Annotated in this window: 19 protein-coding genes; 9 read left to right on the top strand and 10 right to left on the bottom strand. The window is 69.3% G+C overall.

Going from position 1 to position 22,181, the window contains the following annotated elements; all coding sequences use genetic code 11:
* Positions 1-331: 331 nt before the first annotated feature.
* Both AB0I32_RS02665 and AB0I32_RS02660 read left to right on the top strand, forming a co-directional pair.
* Positions 332-1,948 (top strand): cellulase family glycosylhydrolase, encoded by a 1,617-nt coding sequence (locus AB0I32_RS02665; RefSeq protein WP_357502554.1) that lies wholly within the window; start codon positions 332-334, stop codon positions 1,946-1,948.
* 113 nt (positions 1,949-2,061) lie between these two features.
* On the top strand, positions 2,062-2,607 hold the full coding sequence (locus tag AB0I32_RS02660) for a VOC family protein (RefSeq protein WP_357502552.1): 546 nt from the start codon (positions 2,062-2,064) through the stop codon (positions 2,605-2,607).
* 12 nt (positions 2,608-2,619) lie between these two features.
* On the opposite strand, the gene AB0I32_RS02655 is transcribed toward AB0I32_RS02660, so the two are convergent.
* The 7 genes from AB0I32_RS02655 to AB0I32_RS02625 form a co-directional block, all read right to left on the bottom strand.
* Positions 2,620-3,270 (bottom strand): hypothetical protein, encoded by a 651-nt coding sequence (locus AB0I32_RS02655; protein ID WP_357502550.1) that lies wholly within the window; start codon positions 3,268-3,270, stop codon positions 2,620-2,622.
* Positions 3,271-3,338: 68 nt separating this feature from the next.
* Positions 3,339-4,643: an RICIN domain-containing protein gene (locus AB0I32_RS02650; protein WP_357502548.1), complete on the bottom strand. Its 1,305-nt coding sequence runs from the start codon at positions 4,641-4,643 to the stop codon at positions 3,339-3,341.
* Positions 4,644-4,700: 57 nt separating this feature from the next.
* Positions 4,701-6,221 carry a family 43 glycosylhydrolase gene (locus AB0I32_RS02645; protein WP_357502546.1) on the bottom strand — a complete coding sequence of 507 codons (1,521 nt, stop codon included), beginning with the start codon at positions 6,219-6,221 and terminating at the stop codon, positions 4,701-4,703.
* A 158-nt stretch (positions 6,222-6,379) separates the two neighbouring features.
* On the bottom strand, positions 6,380-7,420 hold the full coding sequence (locus AB0I32_RS02640; RefSeq protein WP_357502544.1) for an SGNH/GDSL hydrolase family protein: 1,041 nt from the start codon (positions 7,418-7,420) through the stop codon (positions 6,380-6,382).
* 248 nt (positions 7,421-7,668) lie between these two features.
* The gene (locus tag AB0I32_RS02635) at positions 7,669-10,542 is read right to left on the bottom strand and encodes a glycosyl hydrolase (protein ID WP_357502542.1); all 2,874 of its coding nucleotides are present in this window, start codon (positions 10,540-10,542) and stop codon (positions 7,669-7,671) included.
* Positions 10,543-10,917: 375 nt separating this feature from the next.
* Positions 10,918-11,466, bottom strand: coding sequence for an N-acetyltransferase (locus tag AB0I32_RS02630; protein WP_357502540.1), 549 nt, complete (start codon positions 11,464-11,466; stop codon positions 10,918-10,920).
* A 133-nt stretch (positions 11,467-11,599) separates the two neighbouring features.
* Positions 11,600-12,262: an ANTAR domain-containing protein gene (locus AB0I32_RS02625; RefSeq protein WP_357502538.1), complete on the bottom strand. Its 663-nt coding sequence runs from the start codon at positions 12,260-12,262 to the stop codon at positions 11,600-11,602.
* A 208-nt stretch (positions 12,263-12,470) separates the two neighbouring features.
* Here AB0I32_RS02625 and AB0I32_RS02620 point away from each other — a divergent pair, with 208 nt between their 5' ends.
* Positions 12,471-13,418: an NmrA/HSCARG family protein gene (locus tag AB0I32_RS02620; protein ID WP_357502536.1), complete on the top strand. Its 948-nt coding sequence runs from the start codon at positions 12,471-12,473 to the stop codon at positions 13,416-13,418.
* A gap of 84 nt (positions 13,419-13,502) precedes the next feature.
* Here AB0I32_RS02620 and AB0I32_RS02615 read toward each other — a convergent pair whose 3' ends face one another.
* Positions 13,503-13,991 (bottom strand): DUF6326 family protein, encoded by a 489-nt coding sequence (locus AB0I32_RS02615; RefSeq protein ID WP_357502534.1) that lies wholly within the window; start codon positions 13,989-13,991, stop codon positions 13,503-13,505.
* A gap of 159 nt (positions 13,992-14,150) precedes the next feature.
* Between AB0I32_RS02615 and AB0I32_RS02610 the strand changes: the two genes are divergently transcribed.
* From AB0I32_RS02610 to AB0I32_RS02600, 3 genes are read left to right on the top strand one after another with little or no spacing between them, the layout of a single operon-like run.
* Positions 14,151-15,290: a sensor histidine kinase gene (locus AB0I32_RS02610; protein WP_357502532.1), complete on the top strand. Its 1,140-nt coding sequence runs from the start codon at positions 14,151-14,153 to the stop codon at positions 15,288-15,290.
* Positions 15,287-15,943 carry a response regulator transcription factor gene (locus AB0I32_RS02605; protein ID WP_357502530.1) on the top strand — a complete coding sequence of 219 codons (657 nt, stop codon included), beginning with the start codon at positions 15,287-15,289 and terminating at the stop codon, positions 15,941-15,943. The genes AB0I32_RS02610 and AB0I32_RS02605 overlap by 4 nt, the downstream gene beginning before the upstream one ends.
* Before the next feature lie 55 nt (positions 15,944-15,998).
* Positions 15,999-16,466 carry a MarR family winged helix-turn-helix transcriptional regulator gene (locus tag AB0I32_RS02600; protein WP_357502528.1) on the top strand — a complete coding sequence of 156 codons (468 nt, stop codon included), beginning with the start codon at positions 15,999-16,001 and terminating at the stop codon, positions 16,464-16,466.
* A gap of 14 nt (positions 16,467-16,480) precedes the next feature.
* Here the strand turns inward: AB0I32_RS02600 and AB0I32_RS02595 are convergent, their stop codons facing one another.
* Entirely contained in the window at positions 16,481-17,110 is a 630-nt protein-coding gene (locus AB0I32_RS02595) for a TetR family transcriptional regulator (protein ID WP_357502526.1), read from the bottom strand.
* Between the two features lie 30 nt (positions 17,111-17,140).
* On the opposite strand from AB0I32_RS02595, the gene AB0I32_RS02590 reads away from it, so the two are divergent.
* Positions 17,141-18,355: a serine hydrolase domain-containing protein gene (locus AB0I32_RS02590; protein WP_357502524.1), complete on the top strand. Its 1,215-nt coding sequence runs from the start codon at positions 17,141-17,143 to the stop codon at positions 18,353-18,355.
* On the opposite strand, the gene AB0I32_RS02585 is transcribed toward AB0I32_RS02590, so the two are convergent.
* Positions 18,333-19,559 (bottom strand): acyltransferase family protein, encoded by a 1,227-nt coding sequence (locus AB0I32_RS02585; RefSeq protein ID WP_357502521.1) that lies wholly within the window; start codon positions 19,557-19,559, stop codon positions 18,333-18,335. The two genes, AB0I32_RS02590 and AB0I32_RS02585, sit on opposite strands and share 23 nt — an antisense overlap.
* Before the next feature lie 275 nt (positions 19,560-19,834).
* Between AB0I32_RS02585 and AB0I32_RS02580 the strand changes: the two genes are divergently transcribed.
* Complete coding sequence (locus tag AB0I32_RS02580) at positions 19,835-21,562, top strand: endonuclease/exonuclease/phosphatase family protein (RefSeq protein ID WP_357502519.1); 1,728 nt, start codon at positions 19,835-19,837, stop codon at positions 21,560-21,562.
* A complete protein-coding gene (locus AB0I32_RS02575) occupies positions 21,465-22,028 on the top strand; it encodes a hypothetical protein (RefSeq protein ID WP_357502517.1) in 564 nt (187 codons plus the stop codon). Before AB0I32_RS02580 ends, AB0I32_RS02575 begins: the two co-directional genes overlap by 98 nt.
* The last annotated feature ends 153 nt before the right edge of the window (positions 22,029-22,181 follow it).

Genomic DNA, 22,181 nt, shown 5'->3' with positions numbered 1-22,181 from the left:
CTCACCTCGTGGTTGAAGCGCTTCGATGTGCTTTCGACGATCGAGTGCATCCAGGCGGGTCGGACGAGGACCAAGAGGCAGGCTTCAGGGGTTGCGCACTTTCAGACAAAAGCCATATCGTGTTGAAGCGCTTCGAGGGAATGGCCCCGTCGAAGCGGATGCACCCGTGCGCAACGATGAGCACACCGTGAACTGGCCCCCTTGGAAGAAGCTCGTCGCACCAGCGGCAGCGCCGGCACCGTCGCCGAGCCTCACCGCCCTTGCGCGAGTCCGACAAGCAGCTCCTTCGAGGCCGCTGCGGCCCGATCGAGCCTCGACGAAAGGAGCAGCGATGCCTCTTGTGAGACGAGCACCTCTCAGACTGCTGGCCACGTGTCTGGTCGCCGCGATGCTGGCGGTCGGTCTGTCTGCCACCGGCTGGACGACACGGGCCTCGGCCGACACCGTGACACCGCTGAACGCCTCGCAGATCGTCGCCGACATGGGCGCCGGCTGGAACCTCGGGAACAGCCTGGAAGCCAGCTCCAACGGGTACCCGAGCGAGACCGCATGGAACAACCCGGCCGTGACCCAGGCTCAGATCGACAGGGTGCGCGCGGCAGGGTTCAAGACGATCCGGATCCCCGTCTCCTATCTGAACGCCATAGGTTCCGCCCCGAACTACACCATCGACGCCGCCTGGCTGAACAGGATCCAGCAGGTCGTCGACTACGCCTACAACCGCGGCATGTACGTGGTGATCAACATGCACGGCGACGGCTACAAGAGCGTCGGCGGCTCCTGGCTCATCTGTGACGCGGCCGACCAGACGACGATCAAGGCCAAGTACCAGAAGGCGTGGCAGCAGATCGCCACCCGATTCCAGGCCTACGACCAGCGTCTGATCCTCGAGTCGATGAACGAGAACTTCGACGGGCAGTACGGCAACCCGACGCAGCCCTGCTACTCGAACATCAACAGCTACAACCAGATCTTCGTCGACACCGTGCGGCAGGCCGGGGGAAACAACAACCTGAGGTGGCTGCTCGTTCCCGGGTGGAACACGAACATCGACTACACCGCCGGTGACTACGGCTTCGTGATCCCGACGGACAGTCACAGGTCCTCGTCGATTCCCAGCAACGAGCAGCGGCTGATGATCTCCGTTCACTACTACTCCCCGTGGGACTTCGCGGGAGAGGAGAACGGCACCATCACCCAGTGGGGCGCGGGCGCCACCAATGCGTCGAAGAAGTCCACGTGGGGGCAGGAGGACTACATGGACTCGCAGCTGAAGAAGACCTACGACAAGTTCGTCACGCGCGGATACCCGGTGGTCGTGGGCGAGTACGGCGCGATCGACAAGTCCTCGCACGACTCGGCGAACAACCGGTACCGCCAGGACTTCGCGCGCACGCTGGTGGCCACGGCGAAGAAGTACGGCGCGAGCACCATCTACTGGGACAACGGCGTCAACGGGCAGTACGGGTTCGGGCTGTTCAACCGGTCCGCCAGCTCCGTGACCCAGCAGGGCATCATCGACGCCATCATGGCCGGCCTCGGCGGCACGGGCCAGTCCGGCTCGACGGCGATCGTCGGTGCGGCGTCGAACCGCTGCGTGGACATCCCGAACGCCTCGACGACGAACGGGACGCAGGCGCAGCTGTGGGACTGCGCGCAGCGTCCCAGCCAGGCGTTCACCCGCACGTCCGCCGGTGAGCTGAAGGTCAACGGCAAGTGCCTCGAGGCCGCGGGCTGGGGCACGGCCAACGGCACCAAGGCGGCGATCTGGGACTGCACGGGCGGCGCGAACCAGCGCTGGACCGTGAACACGAACGGCACCATCACCAACGCCCACAACGCGCTGTGCCTCGACGCCAACGGCCGGGCCACCGCGAACGGCACCCAGATCATCCTCTGGGCCTGCAGCGGCGCCACCAACCAGCGCTGGACCCTGCGCACGACCTGACCGCACAGGCATCGACGACTGCGGCCTCTGGCCAAGGGCGGCACCGCGACGCGGTGCCGCCCTTTGTCGTGTATCTCGCCGCCTCGGAACCGGCGTCTCGTAGAGGCCAGCGGGTGACCTCAACCGTCTCTACGTTTCGAGGTGTGGACACATCAACCAACACCCCAGCATCTCCGGAATACAACACCGTCAACGGATTCATCGTCGTGAAAGGCGCGGCCGAATTCATCGAGTTCCTGACCGAGGTGTTCGACGGTACCGAGAACGGCGAAGCGCACACGCCCGACTGGTACGCCGGCGACGGGACGCTCATCCATGCCGAGGTGCACATCGGCAACTCGGTGATCATGGTCGCGGACCGAAAGGCGGACTGGCCGTTCACCCCGGCGCTGACCCAGGTCTACGTCATCGATGCGGCGGAGACCATGCGCCGTGCCGTCGGTCGCGGTGCCACCGTCGTCACCGAGGTCTCTCCGTTCTACGGTGGTTTCGACATCGCCCGGTTCATCGACCCTTGGGGCAACGTGTGGTGGCTGTTCGCACCCGCAGCAGCCGGTCTCGCTCACGACGAATCCTCGTCGGACTGGGACGACCCGCAGCCTGGACCGGTCTACACGACGTTGCTTGACGCGATGCGACAGCTCACCGACCCCACCTGAACCAGACGCCGGCTATGTCCGTGCAGGACGGGAGATCGGCGGCATCCCGCTGAGGCGCTCGACCTCGGCGATCACCTCGTCGTCCGGGACATCGAGCCCGTCGACGCCGAAGCGGATCGGTGACCTGGGCTCGATCGGCCGGCCGTGCTCGTCGTTGAGCTCGGAGTCGAGATAGGCGTCCCGCACGTCCGGTTCGAGTCTCCGGAGGATCGCTTCGGGGTGCCGCACGGTCACGAACACGAGAAGCTCGTCGACCTCTTCGTGGATGTCGTCGGGGTCGTCCGGGTCGCGCTCGTCCTCGGTGAGCTCGTACAGGCCGTGGTGGCGGTAGACCTCCCAGGAGACGACGTCGGTCCAGCGGACCCGGAGCCCGCCCCAGGCGGTGAATCCGCCGTCGTCCAGCAGGAGCACGGGCTCGGGTGCCGGCTGTCGGCGTCGGCGGGCGGCCTGGACGATGACGCCGACCAGCGCGCCGGCACCGGAAAGGGCCAGGGCGCCGCCGGCGACGTATCCGAGAGCGTCGTCGCCGACGGACTCACTCGGGTCGAGGACGATCCAGACGAGAAGGAGCGTGCCGGCCAGCAGGATGCCCGCTGCCAGGAGCACTGCTCGTGCGAGAGGCATCGGCTCGGACCGGGCCAGATAGAACTCTCGAGACGCCATGCGGGGAATCTACCTGGCCGCGGAACGGCGTCAGCCGCTGGATGGCCGACGCCGTTCCGTGGTTCAGGTCAGGCGGTGGCGCGCAGCCACTGCTGGTTGTTGCCGCCGTTGCAGGGGTAGATCTTCAGGATGGTGCCGTTCGCCGTCGACTGTCCGGGGACGTCGATGCACTTGCCGCTGCGCCGGTCGACGATCTCGACGTAGCCGTTGCTCGTGTTCCGCAGCGTGAACTGCTGGTTGGTCCCGTTGTAGCAGTCGTACTGCTGGACCTCGGAGCCGTCCGCGGTGCCGGAGACGTCCAGACACTTGTTGGAGTGGACGGAGCGGATCCGGAGGTAGCCGGAACCGGCGTCCTCGAAGGCCCAGCGCTGCCAGTTCTCCCCGTTCCACGCGTACTGGCCGACGCGGGCGTTGTTGTTCAGGTTGGGGTTCTGGACGTCCATGACCAGGCCACTGTGCCGGTTGGTGACGCGTTCGCCGGATGCCCCGCTGTACGTCGTGTCGAGGATGACGGTGCCGTGCCGGCAGCCGTCGCAGCCGACCTGTGCCAGGCCGCTCCAGGAGGTGAGGTCGGAGCTCGTGGAGGTCCACATGCCGCCGCTGGGGTACCGGTCGATGTAGGCGCGGTACGAGCCGTTCTCCAGCTGCACGACCGAGGGACCCTCGTGGTACTGCTGCCACTGGTTCCCCTGGTTGGTCCAGGTGGTGAAGTTGGTCGAGGTCCACCGCTCGATCCACTTGGACGTCTCGTTCTTCACGAACGCGTGGTAGGTCGAGCCGCGCTTCACGATGTACGTGTCGATGTGGTTGGCGGGGATGCCGAGCCGGGTCGGGCCGCTCCACGACGTCAGGCCGCTGTTCTGGGCCGTGTACACGTAGGGCACGAACTGGTGGTCCGAGGTGCCGAGGCTGACGACGACGCGGACCGTGCCGCCCTCGACGTAGAACTCGGGAGCCCAGGTGTAGGCCGTGCCGCTCACGCCGGCCGGGACGGAGGCGACGTGCGTCCAGTTCCGCAGGTCCGTGCTGCGCGCGATGTTGAAGTGCGTCGACTGCGTGGTCCAGGACTGGACCGTGTAGGCGATGTAGTAGGTGCCGCCCGACTTGATGATGCTCGGGTCGCGCAGCGCGCCCGTCGGGCCCCGGAAGTTGGTGTCCGCGAGGGTGCTGAAGCTGGCCGCGTTCGAGGAGGTGTAGACCCACAGCTCCTGGTCGGCGGCGGCGTCGCCCTTGAACGTGGTGTAGATGTACGCGGTCGCCGCCTGGGCCGGGGGCGCGTTCACGACCTGGGCCACGGACAGGGCGATGGCGAGCACCGCGAGGAAGGCGAGCAGCCTGTGGCGCGCCTGGAGGAGAGGGACGGCGTGGGTCATGTGGACTCCTTTGTCGTGTGCCTGGACGGGCCAGGCGCCGTCGGTCTGTCGGGAGGGTCAGTCGACGAGCCGGAACGTGGCGTCCTGGCGTGCGGCGTCGGTGCCGATCGTGTCGATCCGGAGCGCGTAGTCGACGTGGCGGACGTACCGGTCGGGGTAGTTGTACGACTGGAACGAGGACCATCCGGAGCCGGCCAGACCGGCGACCTGCCTGAACGTCGCGTCACTCCGGAACGTCGAGGACCCGTCGTTCGGGGCGAGGCGCAGCACGTAGTTGTCGTGCCGCAGGTAGTAGCCGGGATAGTTCTCCGACTCGAACGAGACGTACCCCGAGCCGCTGTTCGCCAGGCCTGCGACGACGCGGAACCTGCCGTCGAGCGCCGGGCTCACGTTCGGGTCGATCCGCACGGAGAAGTCGGCGTGACGGACGTAGCGGTCCTGGAAGTTGTAGGACTGCAGGCGGCGCACCGGAACGGCGCCCGGGTTGCTGTTCTCGCCGGACGGGCCGGCCAGGGTCGTCGAGGTCGAGACGGGGACGCCGAGGTTCGGGGTGCCGTCCGGGTTCCAGGAGATCCGCTGGGCCCGGCTGGTGCGCGTGGTGCCGCACCCCTGGGAGGACGAGGAGTTCGCGTGGTAGACGATCCAGTCCTCGGTGCCGTCCGGTGACTTGAAGAAGGTGTGGTGGGCGGGCCCGTAGACCCCGTTGGCGTCGCTGCGCTGGAACAGCGGCGTGCTGTTCTTGGTCCACGAGCTCCTGCTGAGCGGGTCCGGTCCGGTCAGCTCCAGCATGCCGATCTTGTAGTCCGGGGTGGCGCAGAAGCTCGCCGAGTAGGTGAGGAACGTGCGGCCGCCGCGCTGCAGCACGGTCGGGCCCTCGTTGACCGGGTTGCCCTGGGTCTCCCACGAGTGCGTGGGCTGGGAGATCAGGGTGCCGTGGGCGGCGACCGTCCACGGGTTCGTCATCCGGGAGATGTACAGGTTCTGGGTGGCGCCCGACTCGAAGCTGCCGTTGTTCGTGAAGGCGGAGAACACGAAGTAGTTGGTGCCGCCAACGGTCATGACGCTGCCGTCGATCGCCCAGCCGTCGTTCGGCATGAGGTCGAGCTTGCCCTTGTAGGTGTACGGACCCATCGGGTCCGACCCCGCGCTCTCGAGCACGTGCTGACGCTGGCCGCCGCAGCACGAGCTGGGGCCGGCCGAGTAGTACAGGTACCACCTGCCGTTGAGCTGGTGCAGGCTCGGGGCCCACATGTTCGACGTCGCGCCCGGCTGCGACATCTGGAACACCCGGGTCTCTGCGGCGGTCTTCAGGCCGGCCAGGGTGGGCGACCTGCGGAGGTAGATGTCGCCGGTCCACGTCGTGGCCGCGTAGTAGTAGTTGCCGTTGTGGTAGCCCAGCCACGGGTCGGCGCTGTTGGGCGTGCCGACCAGGGGGTTCTGGAACGTCGAGCCGGGGGCAGCCGTGGCGACCGTGCCCGACACGGTCAAAGGGAGCAGGACGGCGAGCGCCGCCAGAGCGGCGAAGAACAGGGTTGCGCCACGACGTCGACGGCGTGGCTGATGCGCAGGTGCGTTCATGTCTCTCCTCCTTGAGAGCGGATGTGAGCGTTAACATCCGGGTGAAGTCTCCCGGGCCTGTGAAGGCGTGTCAATGGCTCGTGGCGGAGGCGAAGTGAACCCATAGGTTCCGGGGCGGTCCCGGAACCTATGGGTGAGAACCTGTCAGGCTCCGTTGCTCACGGCGACAGGTGTGCAGCTCGACCTGACCGCTGCACCTCGGACCACCACGCGTCGAAGTCGACGCCCCTCTCCTTCGCGCGTTCCTCCAGACCGGCCTTGGTCGGGGGCCGGAAGGGCTTCGGCTTGATCTTGCGGTCGGCGTCGGCGTACGTCCGCTGAAGCTTCGCCTGCGCCGCTGCGCCGTCCTGCGCCTTGGCCAGCACCTCGCTGGTCACGCTGACGCTCGCGCCGGTCAGGACGCCGCTGACCAGCGGCGTGTAGCCGTTGGCGTGACCGAGGCGGTTGGGGTGGAAGGACTCCTGCTGCGGGTTCGAGTAGCCGTTGATCCACTCGGTCGAGTCGCACACGGCGTGGCCGGTGAAGCGGCTGACCGGGTTGACGAAGGTGAACCCCCTGGCGGAGGCGGCCATAGAGGTGACCGAGTTGATGTGCACGACGGCGTTGTTGAGCGCTGCCTGGTCCTCCGGGCTGAAGAAGGTCGCCAGGTTGCAGTCCTCGCCCATGAACATCTTCGGGTAGCCGACGACGACCACCTTCGAGCTGGGTGCCCTCGTCCTGATGGCGGCGTAGAGCGTGTTGAGCCGCCCCGGGAGGGTGGTGGAGATGAACGTACGCGCCGCGGCGACCGTCCCGGCGCAGTCGCTGGCCCATGCCGGGAGGGCGCACTCGGTGAGCACGTCGGTGAATCCGGCGTCGTTGCCGCCGATCGAGATGGTGACGTACCTCGTGCTCGAGCCCAGGGCGCTGAGCTGGTTGTTCGTCACGTCAGCCACTACCGCTCCCGAGCAGGCCCGGAAGTTGAGGCTGTAGCTCTTCGCCGCTGCGGTCAGGCTGGCGTAGGCGTAGACCGAGCGCAGGCACTGGGTGCCGTCGTCGATATAGGCCCTGGTGCCCGTGCCCGAGGAATAGGAGTCGCCGAGGGCGACATAGGACTCGCCGGCGGCGTACGACGGCAGGGCCGACGTGGTCACCAGTCCGACCGTGGCAAGGCTCGTCGCCGCCATGGCGGCGACGATGCGGAACAGGCGTTGCTTCATTGAGTTGCCCCCCGAGGATTCGTCGAGTCACTCCAGGCATGACCCGATCTCTCCCTTTATAGGAGGTTTCGCCCCATCTGCACAGTGTTTGGCAAATGAACAACTCAATGATTCTTCAGTCAAGCGTCAAGAGAAGGTCAGAGTCGTCGAAAGAGGCGGCGTAGCGGAACTGGTCGGGAGACCCGAAGGTTTGCGAGCAGGCCGATGCCCCGGCCGCTCCCGACCGGGGCATCGTTCCTTGGTGCTCGTCAGCTCACGGTCAACGGGCCGAACGGCACCTCCAAGACGGAGTCCGCGAGGTTCACGAGCGAGGACGCGTTGCCGAGCACGTTCCAGATCTCGACCTTGATCGTGCCGTCGGTGAGGTCGCCGAGAGTACCTGCGGAACTCTCCATCGCCTGGTTCACCGAGGTGTAGCGCTCGAAGCCGGGAACCGGGTCCGTGGCGAAGTACCTGTAGGTCTCCACCCGGTCGAAGGAACCGTCGCCGCTGAGGTCGTAGGAGACGCGCAGTCGCGTGCCGTTGCCGACATTCGCTCCTGCGTCCACGCCGAGATCGAAGGCGGTGCGCAGGCCGCCGAAGTCGCCCGTGACGTGGTCCAGCGTGGCGGTGAGCCCGGTACCCGGATCGCCGACAGCGTCCGGTCCCGAGCGCGCGCCGAGCACGGCCGTGGAGGCGGTGCCGGGTTCGGTGACGAGGGCACCGCCTGCCGTCAGGTAGAACGTCGTCGCGGCCCGAACGGGCGGATCTGTCGGATCTGTCGGATCTGTCGGGTCCGTCGGGTCGGTGCCGCTCGGGGCGCCGCCCCCGCTCCACGTATGAGCACCCGAGGTGACGGTCTTCCCGGCAGGGACCGCGAGCGAGGTCCCGTCCGAGAACCGCACGGTGCGGGGCGACTGCGTGATGTTCGAGGCCACGTAGGTGCGCGCCCCGTTCTTGGTGAAGACGGCCGCCAACGGGGAGTTGGCGGTCACCGCGGGGTCGACAGTGCCCAGCGCGGCGACGTTGGCGATCCAGTGGTACGTGTGCGCGCGGCTCTCGCCCTCCTCGACCGGGTACTCGCGGTCGGAGTCGAGTGCGGCGAGCGCTCGCTGACCGTCCCCGAGCGCGAGATACGACCACAGGAGGTCCTGCCAGACCGTGGGACCGCCGTTGTTGGTCGCGACCATCTCGTCGTAGTTGTCGACGACGTCGTCGGGGCGCAGGCCCAGGTAGAGATGGCCGCCAGTGATCGGCAGCGTGTTGATGCCCTGGATCATCTCGGCCTCGCCGCTGAACCAGGTCGCGTACGCGCCGCCGCTGCCCCAGATCATGCCTACCGTCGAGTGCCCGAAGGCGTCGGGCATCGCACCGGACCCGTCGAACCAGTACTGCTGGATCGCCGCCGTCTGCGTGGCGTAGAGGTAGATCCCGGCGTCACGCGTGGCGTCGTCGCCGGTAGCGGTACCCCACTGGATGAGACCGTTCGCGAAGTTCTGGCCCTCCGAGCTCGACTCCTGGTTGTTGCCGTTGACGAACGCGCCGTGGCCCGCCGCCCAGTCGTGGCCCGCGTAGATGTCGAAGTCCCGGAGATACGGGTACCGCAGGTCGGTGCGGTCGAAGTTGTTGGCATCCGCGATCAGCTGGTCGACCATGCCGCCGAACTGCTGGTCGGTCGCCCACGCCGGATCGAACCGGGCCAGCGTGGCGGCCGCGACGATGAAGTACCCGTAGTGGAAGTGATGGTCGTTCAGCTCCTTGTCCGACCCGTATCCGGCCGGGAAGCCCACCAGGGTGCCCCAGTTCTCGTTGTACGCGAACAGCTGCTCCGTCTCGCCGGCGCTCGCCGTGAACCAGTCCGTGAGCGTGGCCTCGATCTGTGCGAGCGCCGCATCGCGCACGCTCGTGCGGTCGAGCTGGTCGGCGATCTCCGCGATCCGCACGGCGCGGCCGAGCGCCTTGCCGGTCCAGTAGGTGTCGCCACCGTCGATGCTCATCGGGTCGCCGGCCTCGGCGTCGAGCAGGGCGTCGAGCCGCGCGTTCGCGTCGCCCGCTGCGGTCGCGACCGCAGGGACCTCCGGCAGGACGCCGGTGAAGGGGGTCTCCGTCGTGAACGACGTCGCTCCGACCAGCGTGTTCATCGTCCCGCGTGCGGACTGGTAGTCGCGGTCGGATGCCGCGCCGCCGCCCGGCCCGTCGCCGGTAGACCCCTCGAGGTACACGTCCTGGTGCGGGTAGAGCGCGACGACCGTGCCCGCGTTGCTGCCCTCGTGCGCCTCGGTCTCGAAGGAGTAGGTAGTACGCACGATGCTCGTGGCCTCGTCGTAGACGTAGTCCGCGCGGGTTCCGGTCACCTCGACAGAGGCGTACGGGGCGTACGCGTTCGCCTGGGCGGTTCGCGCGGCGTCGCTGTCACCGGGCGTCGTGGGAAGCGCGGCGACAGAGAGGTAGCCCTTGCCGGAGAGGTTGCTGCTCAGCACGCTGCCGGACGTCGTCCAGGACGACCCGGTCGGAGCGAACGCGACATAGTCCGCGCCACCCGTGCTGAACCCGATGCGGGCGCCGTCGCGGAGCCACACGCGGAGGTCCGACGCGCCGGTGAGGCGCGCGTCACCGCCCGTCATCTCGAACCAGGCGAGGGGGAGTCCGTGCCCGATCGTCGCCTTCATGGAGCGCGCTCCGTCGCTCCACGACGGGGTGACGGTCCAGTCGCTCCAGTCGGCGACCTCGACGACGGACGCGTTCAGTCCCGCGACGCCGACGACGAGGTCCTGGCTGTACGGGTAGTGAAACTCCCCGATACCACCGGGTGTCCCGTAGAGGGTGGGCTGCTGGGTGTACGAGAGCCCGAGGCCCCCGGGCGACGGCTTGTACGACACGGGGTGCGCGTGCAGCGGTTCGCTCATCGAGCAGTCGAACTTCTTGAAGCTCAGGGAGGACCACCAGTCGTTCGTCGGCACTGCCCCTTCGGGGGCCGAGTCGGTGATGAACGCGCGAGCGTCGGTCGCGAGCGGGGCGCATCCCTCAGGTGCCGGGCCGACCTGGTCGGTCGTGTAGCTCCCCGCACCAACGGGCGTCGGTTCGGCCGCCATCGCCGGGAAGGCGCTGATCGTGGAGAGCGTGATCACGACTGCTGCGAGCACCGCGGTGCGCGAACGTCGTCCCCGCCGGCGCGGACGGGATGTGAGCAGGTCGCCGCCGGGCGGTCGCCCTGTCCTGTCGGAATGAGCCGCCGAGCCTGTCCTGGCAGAAGGATGGAACATCGTCGTCCTCTCGGAGCCGCCCCGACATCGGGTGCTCGGCTCATCTCGTTCCCGCGTCATCGAGGGTGATGAAGGACTTGCGAAATTGCGCAATCACATCGCTTCCGGAGCAAAACAGTGGAAGCGCTCTCACACGTTGGCAGGGTGAAACCCGGTCGTCAACCAATTCTGATAAGACATCGTTTTCGTGGGGATTTGTATCGGTTCATGACGATGGAGGGGGCCGACCGTTCGGCACCGCTGGGACCGGCACGGTCAGAGTCGGTCGAACGAGGCGGCGTAGCGGAACCGTCCCGCGTACTCCGCGCGCCATGCGCTCAGGGTGCGCGCCTGGAAGTAGTCACCCCAGCCGGGGTCGGGCGCCTCGATCCCGAGGCCCCCGGCAGGCACGAACCCGAACCGGGAGTAGAGCGCCGGGTCGCCGAGGAGCACCACCACCGGTTCGCCCATCGCATCGGCCGCGCCGAGGAGCGCATGCATCAAGGCGGAACCGATCCCGCTGCCCTGGTGTGCGGGATCAACGCTGAGCGGCCCGAGCCCGAGTGCGGGCCGCTCCGCGAGGCGTCCGTGGGTGGCGATGACGTGACCGACCACCTCTGCGCCGGACCCTGATCCGGCCTCGGCGACCAGCGACAGCTCCGGCACCCACCCCGGGTCGCCGCGCAGCCATCCGACCAGGGTGGCCTCGCCGGGCACGCCGTCCGGCTCGACCGGTGGCGCGGCGTGGGCGACCCTTGCGAAGGCAGCCGCGGTGACTGCCCGGACGGCCTGGGCGTCGGACGGGCGCTCTTGTCTGATCAGCATCCGCACACTCTCGAAGGACTCCGGCCCGGGGAGCAAGACAAATTCCATGTCATGGGCTGGCCCGCTACCGGGTCCGATCGGGCGGGTGCGCCGAGCAAGCCCCGGCAGGCTGAATGATCTGCCGGTGCTGGACCTAGCTGGGGCCCTCCGGATAGGGATCGCTGACCACCAGGGCGCGCAACAGCGTCTCCGCAACCTCTCGCCGGCTCACGTTGCGGTGCAGGGAGGTGGACTCGAGGATCTTTCTGGCTTCGGACTCGCCGCAGTCGTTGGTCTGCATGATCGCGCCGATGGCGCGCTCGATCGTGATCGTGTCGGACATCTGCTGGTAGTACCCGATGGCGCCGTCCTCGAGCTCGGCAAGGCCCAGGTGCAGCCGCACCATGGCCGCCGTGATCTGCGCGTAGCCGTCGGCGGCGGTGAGCAGCTCGCCCGTCCATGGGTCTGGCGAGCGCGAGTAGAGGTTGAGGGCCACGGCGATGTGGTCGTCCACCACTGCAGGAACCGCCGCCGCCGAGACGAAGCCTTCGTGGGTCGCCTGTTTCCGCCAGGCGTCCCACGTCTCGACGTCGCCGATCATCGGGACCACGCCGGCGGTCAGCTGGTCCATGGCGTCGATGCATGGTCCGCTCCCGGCGAGGGACTCGGCCTGGTCGCACCGTGCGGCAGCGCCCGTGCTGCTGCCCGCGCGCACCGTCAGCCCGTGCTGCCGCACGGTGATGCTGACCTCGAGGTCGGAGCGGAGCACCGCGGCGGCTCGATGGGCGAGCTCGAAGGGGAACATGGAGATGCTCATCGCAAGCCTCGCATCTGAGTCCTTTGCGTTTGGACCCGCCGGATCTTTCGACTTTACGGTCGCGCTTTCCTGCTCGCGCGTGGAGATCTGCTTGACACGTCATCTATCCGGACCTAGGTTGGTTGACATGTCACGCATCGGTGGGCGCTGATAGGTGATGCGTCAACCATCGAGCTGTAGCGTGCGACCGGATCAAGAGGAGAAGACCATGTCCGAGCAGAAGATCATCGCCGTCGTCGGTGCCACGGGTTCCCAGGGGGGTGGGCTCGCCCACGCGATCCTCGCGGACCCTGACTCCGAGTTCACCGTCCGCGCGCTGACCCGGAACCCTGGCTCCGACAAGGCCCAGGAGCTCGCCGAGCTCGGTGCCGAGGTGGTTGCCGCGGATCTCGACGACGAGGCAAGTGTGGTCGCGGCTCTGGACGGCGCCTACGGGGCCTACCTCGTCACCGACTACTGGGCGCACGGCTCACCCGAGCGCGAGTACGCGCAGGCCCGCACCCTCGCCCGGGCGGCGCAGGCCACGGGCATCGAGCACGCGATCTGGTCGACGCTGGAGGACACGCGCAACTTTGTGCCGCTGGACGACGACCGGATGCCCACCCTGATGGGCGAGTACAAGGTCCCGCACTTCGACGTCAAGGGCGAGGCCAACGCCCTGTTCACGGAGGCCGGCGTCCCGACCACGTTCCTGCAGACCACGTTCTACTGGGACAGCTTCCTCGGATTCTTCCCGCCCAAGCGTCAGGAGGACGGCAGCCTCGTCCTCGCCATCGCGATGGCCGACAGCAAGCTCGCCGGGATAGCCGCCGAGGACATCGGCCGCACCGCCCACGGGATCTTCAAGCGCGGTACGGCACTCGCCGGCGAGACCGTGAGCATCGCGGGCGAGCACCTGACGGGTGCCGAGTACGCGGCGGCGTTCGCCGAGCTCCTCGGCGAGCCGGTCCACTACTACCCGGTCCCGTTTGACGGCCTTCGTTCGGCAGGCTTCCCCGGGGCGGACGACCTCGGGAACATGTTCCAGTTCTACGCCGAGTTCGCCGACGAGTTCACCGGACGCCGCGATCTGGCCAAGGTCCGCGAGCTCAACCCGCGGCTCAAGACCTTCTCCGAGTGGCTCACCGAGCACAAGGACGCGTTCGCCGGCCTCTGATGGCATCCGGCGGGACGGCCCGCCGCCTCTGCCGGCACCCGGCCGACCTCGCGAGCCGGCCGGGAGCCGCCGCCGGGTTCACGCTCACCGTGGGGCGCGAACGGTCTCACGGTCCGGTCTCGTCCCCGTGGTCGCCGTCGCCGACGGTGCGGTGCTGGGCCAGGTCCAGGCGTACCGCACGACGAGGGCGAGAACGATGAGCTCCAGGACGACGCCAAGGCCGTAGAAGTACAGCCAGAACCCGCCCGCCACGTTGAATACCGTGACGGGGACGTAGAGCAGGGCCACGACGAGATTCGTGACGCGGTTCGCCCGGGCGGGCAGTGTCATCGACAGCACGACCATGAAGATCGGGATGGCCATGAGGGTCAGTGCCGTGGTCGAGAAGGTCTGGGAGAGGTCGAACTCGAAGACCTTGCCGTCGAGGATGTCCTCGACGATGCCGGGCGTGAAGAAGCCGAGGATGTCCACGTAGGCGTACAGGAACATGAAGCTTGTCCACGCCGCGGCGAGCTTGGCTCGCACCGGGATCGGCTGGTCTTCCAGTGTGCTGGCGGGCTGACGTGTTCTCATGGTGGGCTCCGTTGTCGTGGTGTGGATCGGTGCGTCCACGATCGTCGAGCCCGGCGGCGGGCAGATCCGCCCGGAGGCCGGAGCTGCCAGGCCGATGGCAGGATCTCTCTCGTTCTTTCGGTGGATACGCCACGGCGCGCCGATCTCTAGGCTGGAGCCGTGGTCACCGTCCGGCGCTCCATCTGGCATGAGCCGCGGCCTGCTGACGTCCCACCCATCGGTCGTCTCGACGGGCTGCTGGTGGGCGTGCTTGCCGCCGCCGCGTTGGTCGAGGGCATCGTCCGGCCGGACCTGGTCTGGCGACCCCTGGTGACGGTGCTCGCCCTGGCGCTGATGCCTGCCCTGCTCTGGCGGCGGGACCGGCCGCTGATCGCCGCTCTGGTGGGGTGGGGCGTCGCCGGGCTGCTGTCGGTCGTCCAGCTGACCGCGCAGGCCGGGGACCTCGGCCTCTACTCCATGATGGCCGTGCTGATCCTCCTCTACTCCCTGGTGCGGTGGGGCTCGGGCCGGGAGATGGTCCTGGGGACAGTGTTCGTGACGGTCGTGGTCGTTCTTGGGATGTACGCCTCCTCCGCGGGCTGGGCCGATGCCTTCGGCGGGAGCGTCCTCCTGCTGTTGTTCGTCGCCCTCGCGGCAGTGTTCCGCTACCGCGCTGACCTCTGGCACCGCCAGCAGCGCGAGATCCGCAACGAGGAGCGGGTGGCGCTGGCGCGCGAGCTGCACGACACCGTGGCCCACCATGTCTCGGCCATCGCGGTGCAGGCGCAGGCCGGCGGCGTGGTCGCCGGCGTCCGGCCCGAGAAGGCTGCCGAGGTCCTGGCGGCGATCGAGTCCGAAGCGTCGCGGACCCTGGCGGAGATGAGATCCATGGTGCGGGTGCTGCGTGACGAGGAGGACGTCGCCTACGCACCACAGCTGGGCGTCGCGGACCTGCCGGGTCTGGCGCGCACCGACGCGACGCCCACCGTCGAGGTCTCGCTGGACGGTTCGTCGGTCCGGCTGGCGGGACCCATGGACGCCGCGGTCTACCGGCTCGCGCAGGAGGCCCTGACCAACGCCGTACGGCACGCCCGGAACGCGACCCGCGTGGGGATCGACGTGCGCAGGGAGGGCAAGGCCGTCCGGCTGCGGGTCAGCGACGACGGACAGACCGAGCCGGGGCCGGCCCCGGAGCCCGGGTTCGGCCTGCTGGGCATGTCCGAACGTGCCCAGCTCCTCGGCGGTTCGCTCTCCGCGGGCCCGAGGGCCGAGGGCGGCTGGGTGGTCGAGGCCGTGCTGCCGGTGGAGGCGTGGGCATGAGCATCCGTGTTGTCGTGGCCGACGACCAGGACCTGGTCAGGGCCGGGCTGGTGATGATCCTCGGTGCGCAACCCGACCTCGAGGTCGTGGGGGAGGCGGCGGACGGGCTCGCGGCGCTCGACCTGGCGACCCGGCTGCGTCCCGATGTCCTCCTCGTCGACATCCGGATGCCCGGGCTCGACGGCGTCGAGGTGACGCGGCGCCTGGCCGGGCCGGACGTGACCGACCCGATGGCAGTCGTCGTGATCACCACCTTCGACCTCGACGAGTACGTCCTCGGCGCCCTGCGCGCCGGCGCCCGCGGCTTCCTGCTCAAGGACGCCGGGCCGCAGCTGCTCGTGCAGGCCATCCACGCGGCGGCCGACGGGGAGGCACTGATCGCCCCCAACGTCACGCGCCGGCTGCTGGCGACCTTCGCCGATCAGGTGCCGGTGGTACCGGTCCAGCCCACCGACCCCCTCACCGAGCGCGAGGAAGAGGTGCTCACGCTGGTCGCACGGGGTCGGACCAACGCCGAGATCGCCACCGAGCTCTTCGTCGGCCTGAGCACGGTCAAGACCCACGTCGCGTCGTTGATGTCCAAGCTCGGCGTCCGCAACCGCGTCGAGATCGCGGTGTGGGCATACGGCACCAGACGCGTGAGAGCTGGCTAGCGGGTGCGGACCGGAGCGCTAGTTGATGCGTCAACTACGCGGTAGGCTGGACGCCATGAGCGACGACGTGCCCTGGCTGAGCGCCGAGGAGGAGCGGTCCTGGCGTACCTTCATCCGGCTGCAGCAGAGGCTCCCCAGGCATCTGACCGCGAATCTTCAGGCCCAGTCGGGCCTGTCCGGCGCCGACTTCGAGATCCTGGTCGCGCTCACCGACGTCGCCGACGGGCGCGTGCGGTTCCAGGACCTGGCCGAGGAGATCGACTGGGAGCGGAGCCGCCTGTCGCACCAGGTGGCCAGGATGATCAAGCGTGGGCTCGTGGCCCGCGAGGAGTGCGCCGAGGACGGCCGCGGCGCGTTCGTGGTGATCACCGCGCAGGGTCGCGAGGTCATCGAAGCCGCAGCGCCCAAGCACGTCGTCACGGTCCGGAGGCTGGTCGTCGACGCACTCGACCCCGCCGACCTCGCTGAGCTCGGGCGGATCTCGAGCCGCATCCTCGAACGGCTCGACGCCGAGCAGGGCTGACCGGCGAACGACTCTCAGTCGGTGGCCGCTGACCGGAGCGATCGGATCGCTGCCAGTGAGACGTCCCGCAGGGTCGCCGGGTCCTGGGCGTCGTGCCAGTGGTCGGCAGCGGCCTCCAGGGTCGCGAGGGCGGCCAGTGCATGGACCCGCGCGCGCAACCGGTCCTCGCGCCGAGCGGCGGGAAGTGCGTCGACGAGCTCCTCGGCACGTGCCCGGGCCCGGATGTGCGCGGCGCCGGCGATGGCTGGTACCTCGTTGGCGAGCCTGATCCGGGTCCGGGCATCGCGCTCCGCCTCCTCGGCGGACCCTGTCGGTAGGTGCTCCAGGACGTGCTCCAGCGCCGCCGGGATGTCCAGACCGGTGCGGATCGCCTCGATGATCGCGTTCGTCAGCTCGCTCTCCAGCGGGTCATGGAGGACGAGGTTCTCCTTGGTGACGAAGTACCGGTAGACGGTCGCCACCGAGACGTCCGAAGCGTCCGCCACGTGCTCGATGGTCACGTCGTCGAAGCCGTGCCGGTCGAAGAGGGCAAGGGCTGCCGCCTGGATGCGGCGTTCCGTCTGGCGGCGTTTGCGCGCCCGCAGCCCACCCGGTGGTGCGGTGTCGCCACGCCGTCGTCCTGCACCTACGTCCTCTGTCTTCACACCCCGCATGATACCGGCTATCTTTTGATAGTGACTTTCAGAAAGTTGATCAGCGGCCACTGTGAATCGGGCTTCGGTCCTGTCGCGGACCTGCTCGCGGGCTTCATCGACTCGGGGCGAGAGGTCGGCGCCTCGCTCGGCGTCTACCGGGCGGGGCGCCCGGTCGTGGAGATCTGGGGCGGGCACACCGACCGAGCCCGAACGCGTCCCTGGGAACGGGACACCATGACGCCCATCGCGTCCACCAGCAAGGCGCTCGCCACCTCGGCCGTGCTGCACCTCGTCGACCAGGGCGTGATCGACCTGGAGCGGCCCGTCGCCGACTACTGGCCGGAGTTCGGGCAGCAGGGCAAGGCCGAGATCCCGGTGCATCTGGTGCTCGCGCACCGCTCCGGCCTGGCGGCTCTCGACGCCTCGGTCAGCAACGACGACGCCGTCGCACTCGACGAGGTGCTGCACCGGCTCGAGCGGCAGAAGCTCTGGTGGCGGCCGGGCACGCGGCACGGCTACCACGCCGTCACCTACGGATACATCCTGAGCGGGCTGGTGCGGGCGGTGACCGGACGCACTGTCGGGCGCTACTTCGCGGACGAGATCGCGACCGCCCATGGGCTCGACCTCCACCTCGGTGTGCCCGCCGACCAGCACCACCGGGTCGCACCGATGGTCGGTCCCTCGCAGAGCCAGGCGTTCCGGTCCCTGCTCAACCCGACGTGGCTCCCGTACGCGCTGGGTGTCATGGACCGCCGGTCCGTGTCGTACCGCGCCACGTTCGGCGCCAGCGCCGCGGGCTTCGACGACCACGACGAGCTCGTCCGGTACGACGTCGAGGACGCGTCCGCCGGCGGGGTGGGCAGCGGGATCGCCCTCGCCCGCCTCTTCGCGGCGCTCATCGGGCCGGTGGACGGACGTCGGATCGTCTCCGCCGAGCTCATGAACGCCGCCCGCCAGCCGCAGGCGGTCGGGCGGGACGAGGTGCTGCGCATGCGGACCGACTGGAGCCTCGGCTTCCAGCTCCCGGGTGGCCCGATGTGGCCGAGCGTCGGCGTTCCCGGCCTGTTCGGGCACACGGGTGCGAGCGGTTCCCTCGCGTTCGCCGATCCGGAGCACGAGCTGAGCTTCGGCTACACCCCGAACTACTGGGGCGAGCTCAGCGCGGTCGGCAGGCGGGCCCGGTTCCGGTCCACCGAGCTCACCGAGGCCGTGTACGCCGCCGCCGGCATCAGGCGTTGGCCGGTGCGCTGAGCGTCTCCCGCTCGTTCCCGGAGGTCATCGGCGGCCACGTCCACGGGTGGCGGCGGCCGTTCAGCCACCCGCCGACCCAGGTCGAGCGCACCAGGACGTGGTAGCTCAGTACCAGGACCACGAAGGTGACCACCCAGGTGATGAGGAGCTTGACGACGACGGGCAGGGCCAGGTCGGCGAGCGGGATCTCGATGGCGACCAGCAGCGGCAGGTGCATCAGGTACATCCAGTACGACGCGTCGGCGAGGTACCGCAGGGCGGGCCGTTCGCCGTTCAGGTAACGGACGCACAGCCCGGTGAGCGCGTAGCACCAGGCTGCCGACGCGAGCGCCCCCAGGGGGGCGAGTGCCGCCGGGTTCTCGGTGGGGATCAGGTAGAACACCGCGGCCGACGACGGCACGGCCACCGCCAGGTGGACCCACCGGCCACGGCTCAGGCGGACCAGCGCGTCAGGCCGTGCCTGCAGCGCGTACCCGACGGCGAACGCACCGACGTACGCCACCAGCACCTCGGCCTCCGGCAAGATGCTCAGCGGCATGTGGATGCCCCCGTCCACCGGAGCGCCCTGGAGGAGGACCCCGGCGGCGTACGGCACGGCGGTCAGCAGCACGCCGGCCGGGCCGCTGAACCAGCCGCCGGCCCGCTCGGCGAGCGCGGAGGCGCGCTCGTTGCCGAGGACCCGACGCAGCACGGCTCGCCCGGCCAGGGCGATCACGTAGATCTGCAGCAGGACCACGAGGAACCACATGTGCCCGGGGTCCAGAGCCGCCAGGACGGGGTGGACCGAGCTCGGGGGTGCCTGCGGCGTCTCCTGACCGCGCACGGCAGCGCCGACGACGGCGAGGATCCCGATCGGCAGCACTGCCAACGGCCAGAACACGATCACGGGCAGCCCGATCCGCCGCAGCCGGTCGACGGCGAACGCGCGGAGCCCCTTGCGGTGCAGGATCAGCCGGGCGAAGTAGCCGGCGAGCATCATGAACAGCGACATCCGGAACAGGTGGATCACCACCACGCCCCAGTCGGCGGCCGGGGTGGTGACGCTGTCGGTGATGAGCCAGGGGGCATAGGCCATGAACGGGAGCAGCGAGTGCAGGACGATCCCGAGCAGCAGTGCGCCGCCGCGCAGTGCGTCGAGGCCGTGCACCCTGTTCGCGGATGCTGACGGGGTGGAGGCGGAGGTGGTCGCAGCGGTGGCTGTCATGCCCCGACGTTATGGCTGGGCGCGGGCGGGCCGCGTCGGCCGATCGTCGACCTCGTGGGTCATCCGAACGGATGATCTTCGGCCATCCAGCCTTGAGCGGCCCGCGGACCCGCGCCCCGGTTGCTGCTGCGTGCGGGTGGTCAGCCCCCGTCTCCAGGCCTGAAGGAGGGGCGCACCTCGTGGTCCGGGCGTGTTCACCCGTCGGCCATGGACCGGTCACGCACGTCTCGTAGCCTCGCGCCGCACCGCATTCCGAGCCGGGGAGCACACCGCAGATGTCATCCGTACGAGCACGTACCCTCCGAGGTCTCCTCGCGACCGTCGGGATCGGCGGGATCCTCGCCGGGCTCGCGATCGCACCGTCGGCCTCGGCGGCGGAGCCCGCCCTCACCCTCGACCGGGAGGCGATCGGCACCGACGGGTCGGTCACCGTCACGTTCGACGCCGGCGACGCCGTCCACGAGCGCAACTGGATAGGTATCTACCGCGACGGGGCTGTGCCCGGGGGACCGGCGTCGCTCGACTGGCGGTACGTCCCCGAGGCGACGGGTACGGTCACCTGGGGCCCGGGCGACCGGGACGGCTGGACGCGCAACGCCGCTTCGGTCGGTGCGGGTGACTACGACGTCTACCTGCTCGAGGACGACGGCTACGACGTGCTCGCCGGCCCGGTCGACCTCACCGTCGAGGCCGGCGGGACCGTGCCGCCGGCGGAGCCGAAGCCCGAGGTCGACGGGGTGAGCGAGCTCAACGTGCTCGCCTTCAACGTGTGGCACGGCGGTACGCAGATCGACGACGGTGCCCGGGAGATCGCCGACATCATCCGCGAGACCGACGTCGATGTGACGTTCCTGCCCGAGGTCGGCGATGCTCCGGCTCAGGTCGCCGCGCTGCTCGGGTACGACCACCTCAACGCCACCGACACCGGCATCGTGTCGCGCTACCCCATCCTGGACTCCAGCACCGTGGACCGGTGGTGGACCAAGGCGGTGCTCGACGTGAACGGGACCGAGGTCGTGGCGTACGGCGGGCACCTGGAGTACCGCTGGTACGCCACCTACCTGCCGCGCGGGTACGGGGGCGCGGTCGGGGGCGACTGGCCGGACGGCTGGGACACCTGGAACAAGCTGCCCGCGCCGGTCACCGACGTGGACGACATCCTGGAGGCCAACCGGCAGTCGGGCCGCCCGGTGACCGCCGCCGCTCTGGTCGAGGACATCGCGGCAGAGCGTGCCGCTGGCCGGATCGCCGTCGTCGGCGGTGACTTCAACGAACCGTCGGTGCAGGACTGGACCGAGGCGACCGCCGACCTGCAGGACCACAACGGCGTCGTCATCCCCTGGCAGACGACGCAGACGCTGCTCGACGGGGGACTGGTCGACGCCTTCCGCGAGGTCTACCCCGACCCCGTCGCCAACCCCGGCAGCACCTGGCCGTCGGACAACCCGCTCTTCCCGACGTCGGACCTCACGTGGGCGCCGGAGGCCGACGAGCGGGACCGCATCGACTACGTCTTCGTCACGCCCGACGAGCGCGTCAGCATCGACGACGCCGCCGTCGTCGGCCCGCAGTCGACGATCGTGCGCAACGAGCGCGTCGAGGACGACAGCGCCGACGTGATCCTCACGCCGGACGCGGTCTGGCCGTCCGACCACAAGGCCGTGCTCGCGTCGTTCAGCATCTGCGACGACGGCTGCGCGCCGGCCGCTCCCGTCTGGGACAGGTCGGCGGTCTACACCGCGGGTGAGGAGGTCTCGTACTCGGGCTCGACCTGGCGGGCGGCCTGGTGGGCCAGCGGCACGGAACCCGGCGCGCCCTACGGCCCGTGGCAGGAGATCGTGGAGCGCGACGGCGTCACGCAGTGGACGGCTTCCCGCATCTTCGAGGCCGGCGCGGTGGCCGCCCATGACGGCCGCACCTACGCGGCGAAGTGGTGGACCCGCAACCAGCAGCCCGGCGACCGCCACGGGCCGTGGCGGCTGGTGGACGCCGCCCGTCCCTGACCGGGCCGCCGTTCTGCTGGCGCCCTACGGGCGGCAGAACCAGATCGACGTCGTCCTCCAGCAGGCCTGGGACGACCTCCTCGACCACGGCACCGACGGCCTGCGGCTCCTTCTGAACCTGCTCACGGCGTTTCCGCCCGAGCGGCTGGCCGACGACGGCTTCGTCGCGCAGAGCGACTGGGCCGGGCGGCCCGACCCACGGACGCGACGGCGGTCCGCGGCGTTCATCGCGTCCTACCAGGACCGGCTCGCCCACCTGGCCGACGTCGCCGTCCCGTGCCTGGTCGTGGGGTTCGAGCTCGACACCGACACCTTCGCGGCCCGGGCGCGCGAGGTCGCCGACGCGATTCCCGTCGCGGAGTACCTCGAGCTGCCCGGCCTCGGCCACGCCGCTCCCGCCGCGGAGCCGCACCGGGGCTGGCCGCCCGTCCTCGGTTTTCTCGCGCGGCACCATCCGGCGCGGTGAGCTGCGTCGAGCTGACAGCCACCGGTCGCTTGGCGCGACCACGACAGGTGGCCGCGCCAAGCTCTCACTCCCAGAGGGTGACGGACAGCTGAACGCCGTAGGGATAGCCCTCACTGTCTAGGGGTAACGTGCGCTTGTTTGTCCGCAGCGGCC

It is taken from the genome of Promicromonospora sp. NPDC050249 (assembly GCF_040656015.1).
Classification (GTDB): domain Bacteria; phylum Actinomycetota; class Actinomycetes; order Actinomycetales; family Cellulomonadaceae; genus Promicromonospora.
Note: the sequence above shows the minus strand (reverse complement) of the source record. Positions and strands in the feature narration are given on the sequence as shown.

Coding starts and splice junctions, on each gene's coding strand:
- AB0I32_RS02640 (WP_357502544.1), bottom strand. CDS start 7,420: ATGAAGCAACGCCTGTTCCGCATCGTCGCCGCCATGGCGGCGACGAGC.
- AB0I32_RS02645 (WP_357502546.1), bottom strand. CDS start 6,221: ATGAACGCACCTGCGCATCAGCCACGCCGTCGACGTCGTGGCGCAACC.
- AB0I32_RS02580 (WP_357502519.1), top strand. CDS start 19,835: ATGTCATCCGTACGAGCACGTACCCTCCGAGGTCTCCTCGCGACCGTC.
- AB0I32_RS02630 (WP_357502540.1), bottom strand. CDS start 11,466: ATGCTGATCAGACAAGAGCGCCCGTCCGACGCCCAGGCCGTCCGGGCA.
- AB0I32_RS02655 (WP_357502550.1), bottom strand. CDS start 3,270: ATGGCGTCTCGAGAGTTCTATCTGGCCCGGTCCGAGCCGATGCCTCTC.
- AB0I32_RS02600 (WP_357502528.1), top strand. CDS start 15,999: ATGAGCGACGACGTGCCCTGGCTGAGCGCCGAGGAGGAGCGGTCCTGG.
- AB0I32_RS02620 (WP_357502536.1), top strand. CDS start 12,471: ATGTCCGAGCAGAAGATCATCGCCGTCGTCGGTGCCACGGGTTCCCAG.
- AB0I32_RS02665 (WP_357502554.1), top strand. CDS start 332: ATGCCTCTTGTGAGACGAGCACCTCTCAGACTGCTGGCCACGTGTCTG.
- AB0I32_RS02615 (WP_357502534.1), bottom strand. CDS start 13,991: ATGAGAACACGTCAGCCCGCCAGCACACTGGAAGACCAGCCGATCCCG.
- AB0I32_RS02650 (WP_357502548.1), bottom strand. CDS start 4,643: ATGACCCACGCCGTCCCTCTCCTCCAGGCGCGCCACAGGCTGCTCGCC.
- AB0I32_RS02575 (WP_357502517.1), top strand. CDS start 21,465: ATGACGGCCGCACCTACGCGGCGAAGTGGTGGACCCGCAACCAGCAGC.
- AB0I32_RS02625 (WP_357502538.1), bottom strand. CDS start 12,262: ATGAGCATCTCCATGTTCCCCTTCGAGCTCGCCCATCGAGCCGCCGCG.
- AB0I32_RS02585 (WP_357502521.1), bottom strand. CDS start 19,559: ATGACAGCCACCGCTGCGACCACCTCCGCCTCCACCCCGTCAGCATCC.
- AB0I32_RS02605 (WP_357502530.1), top strand. CDS start 15,287: ATGAGCATCCGTGTTGTCGTGGCCGACGACCAGGACCTGGTCAGGGCC.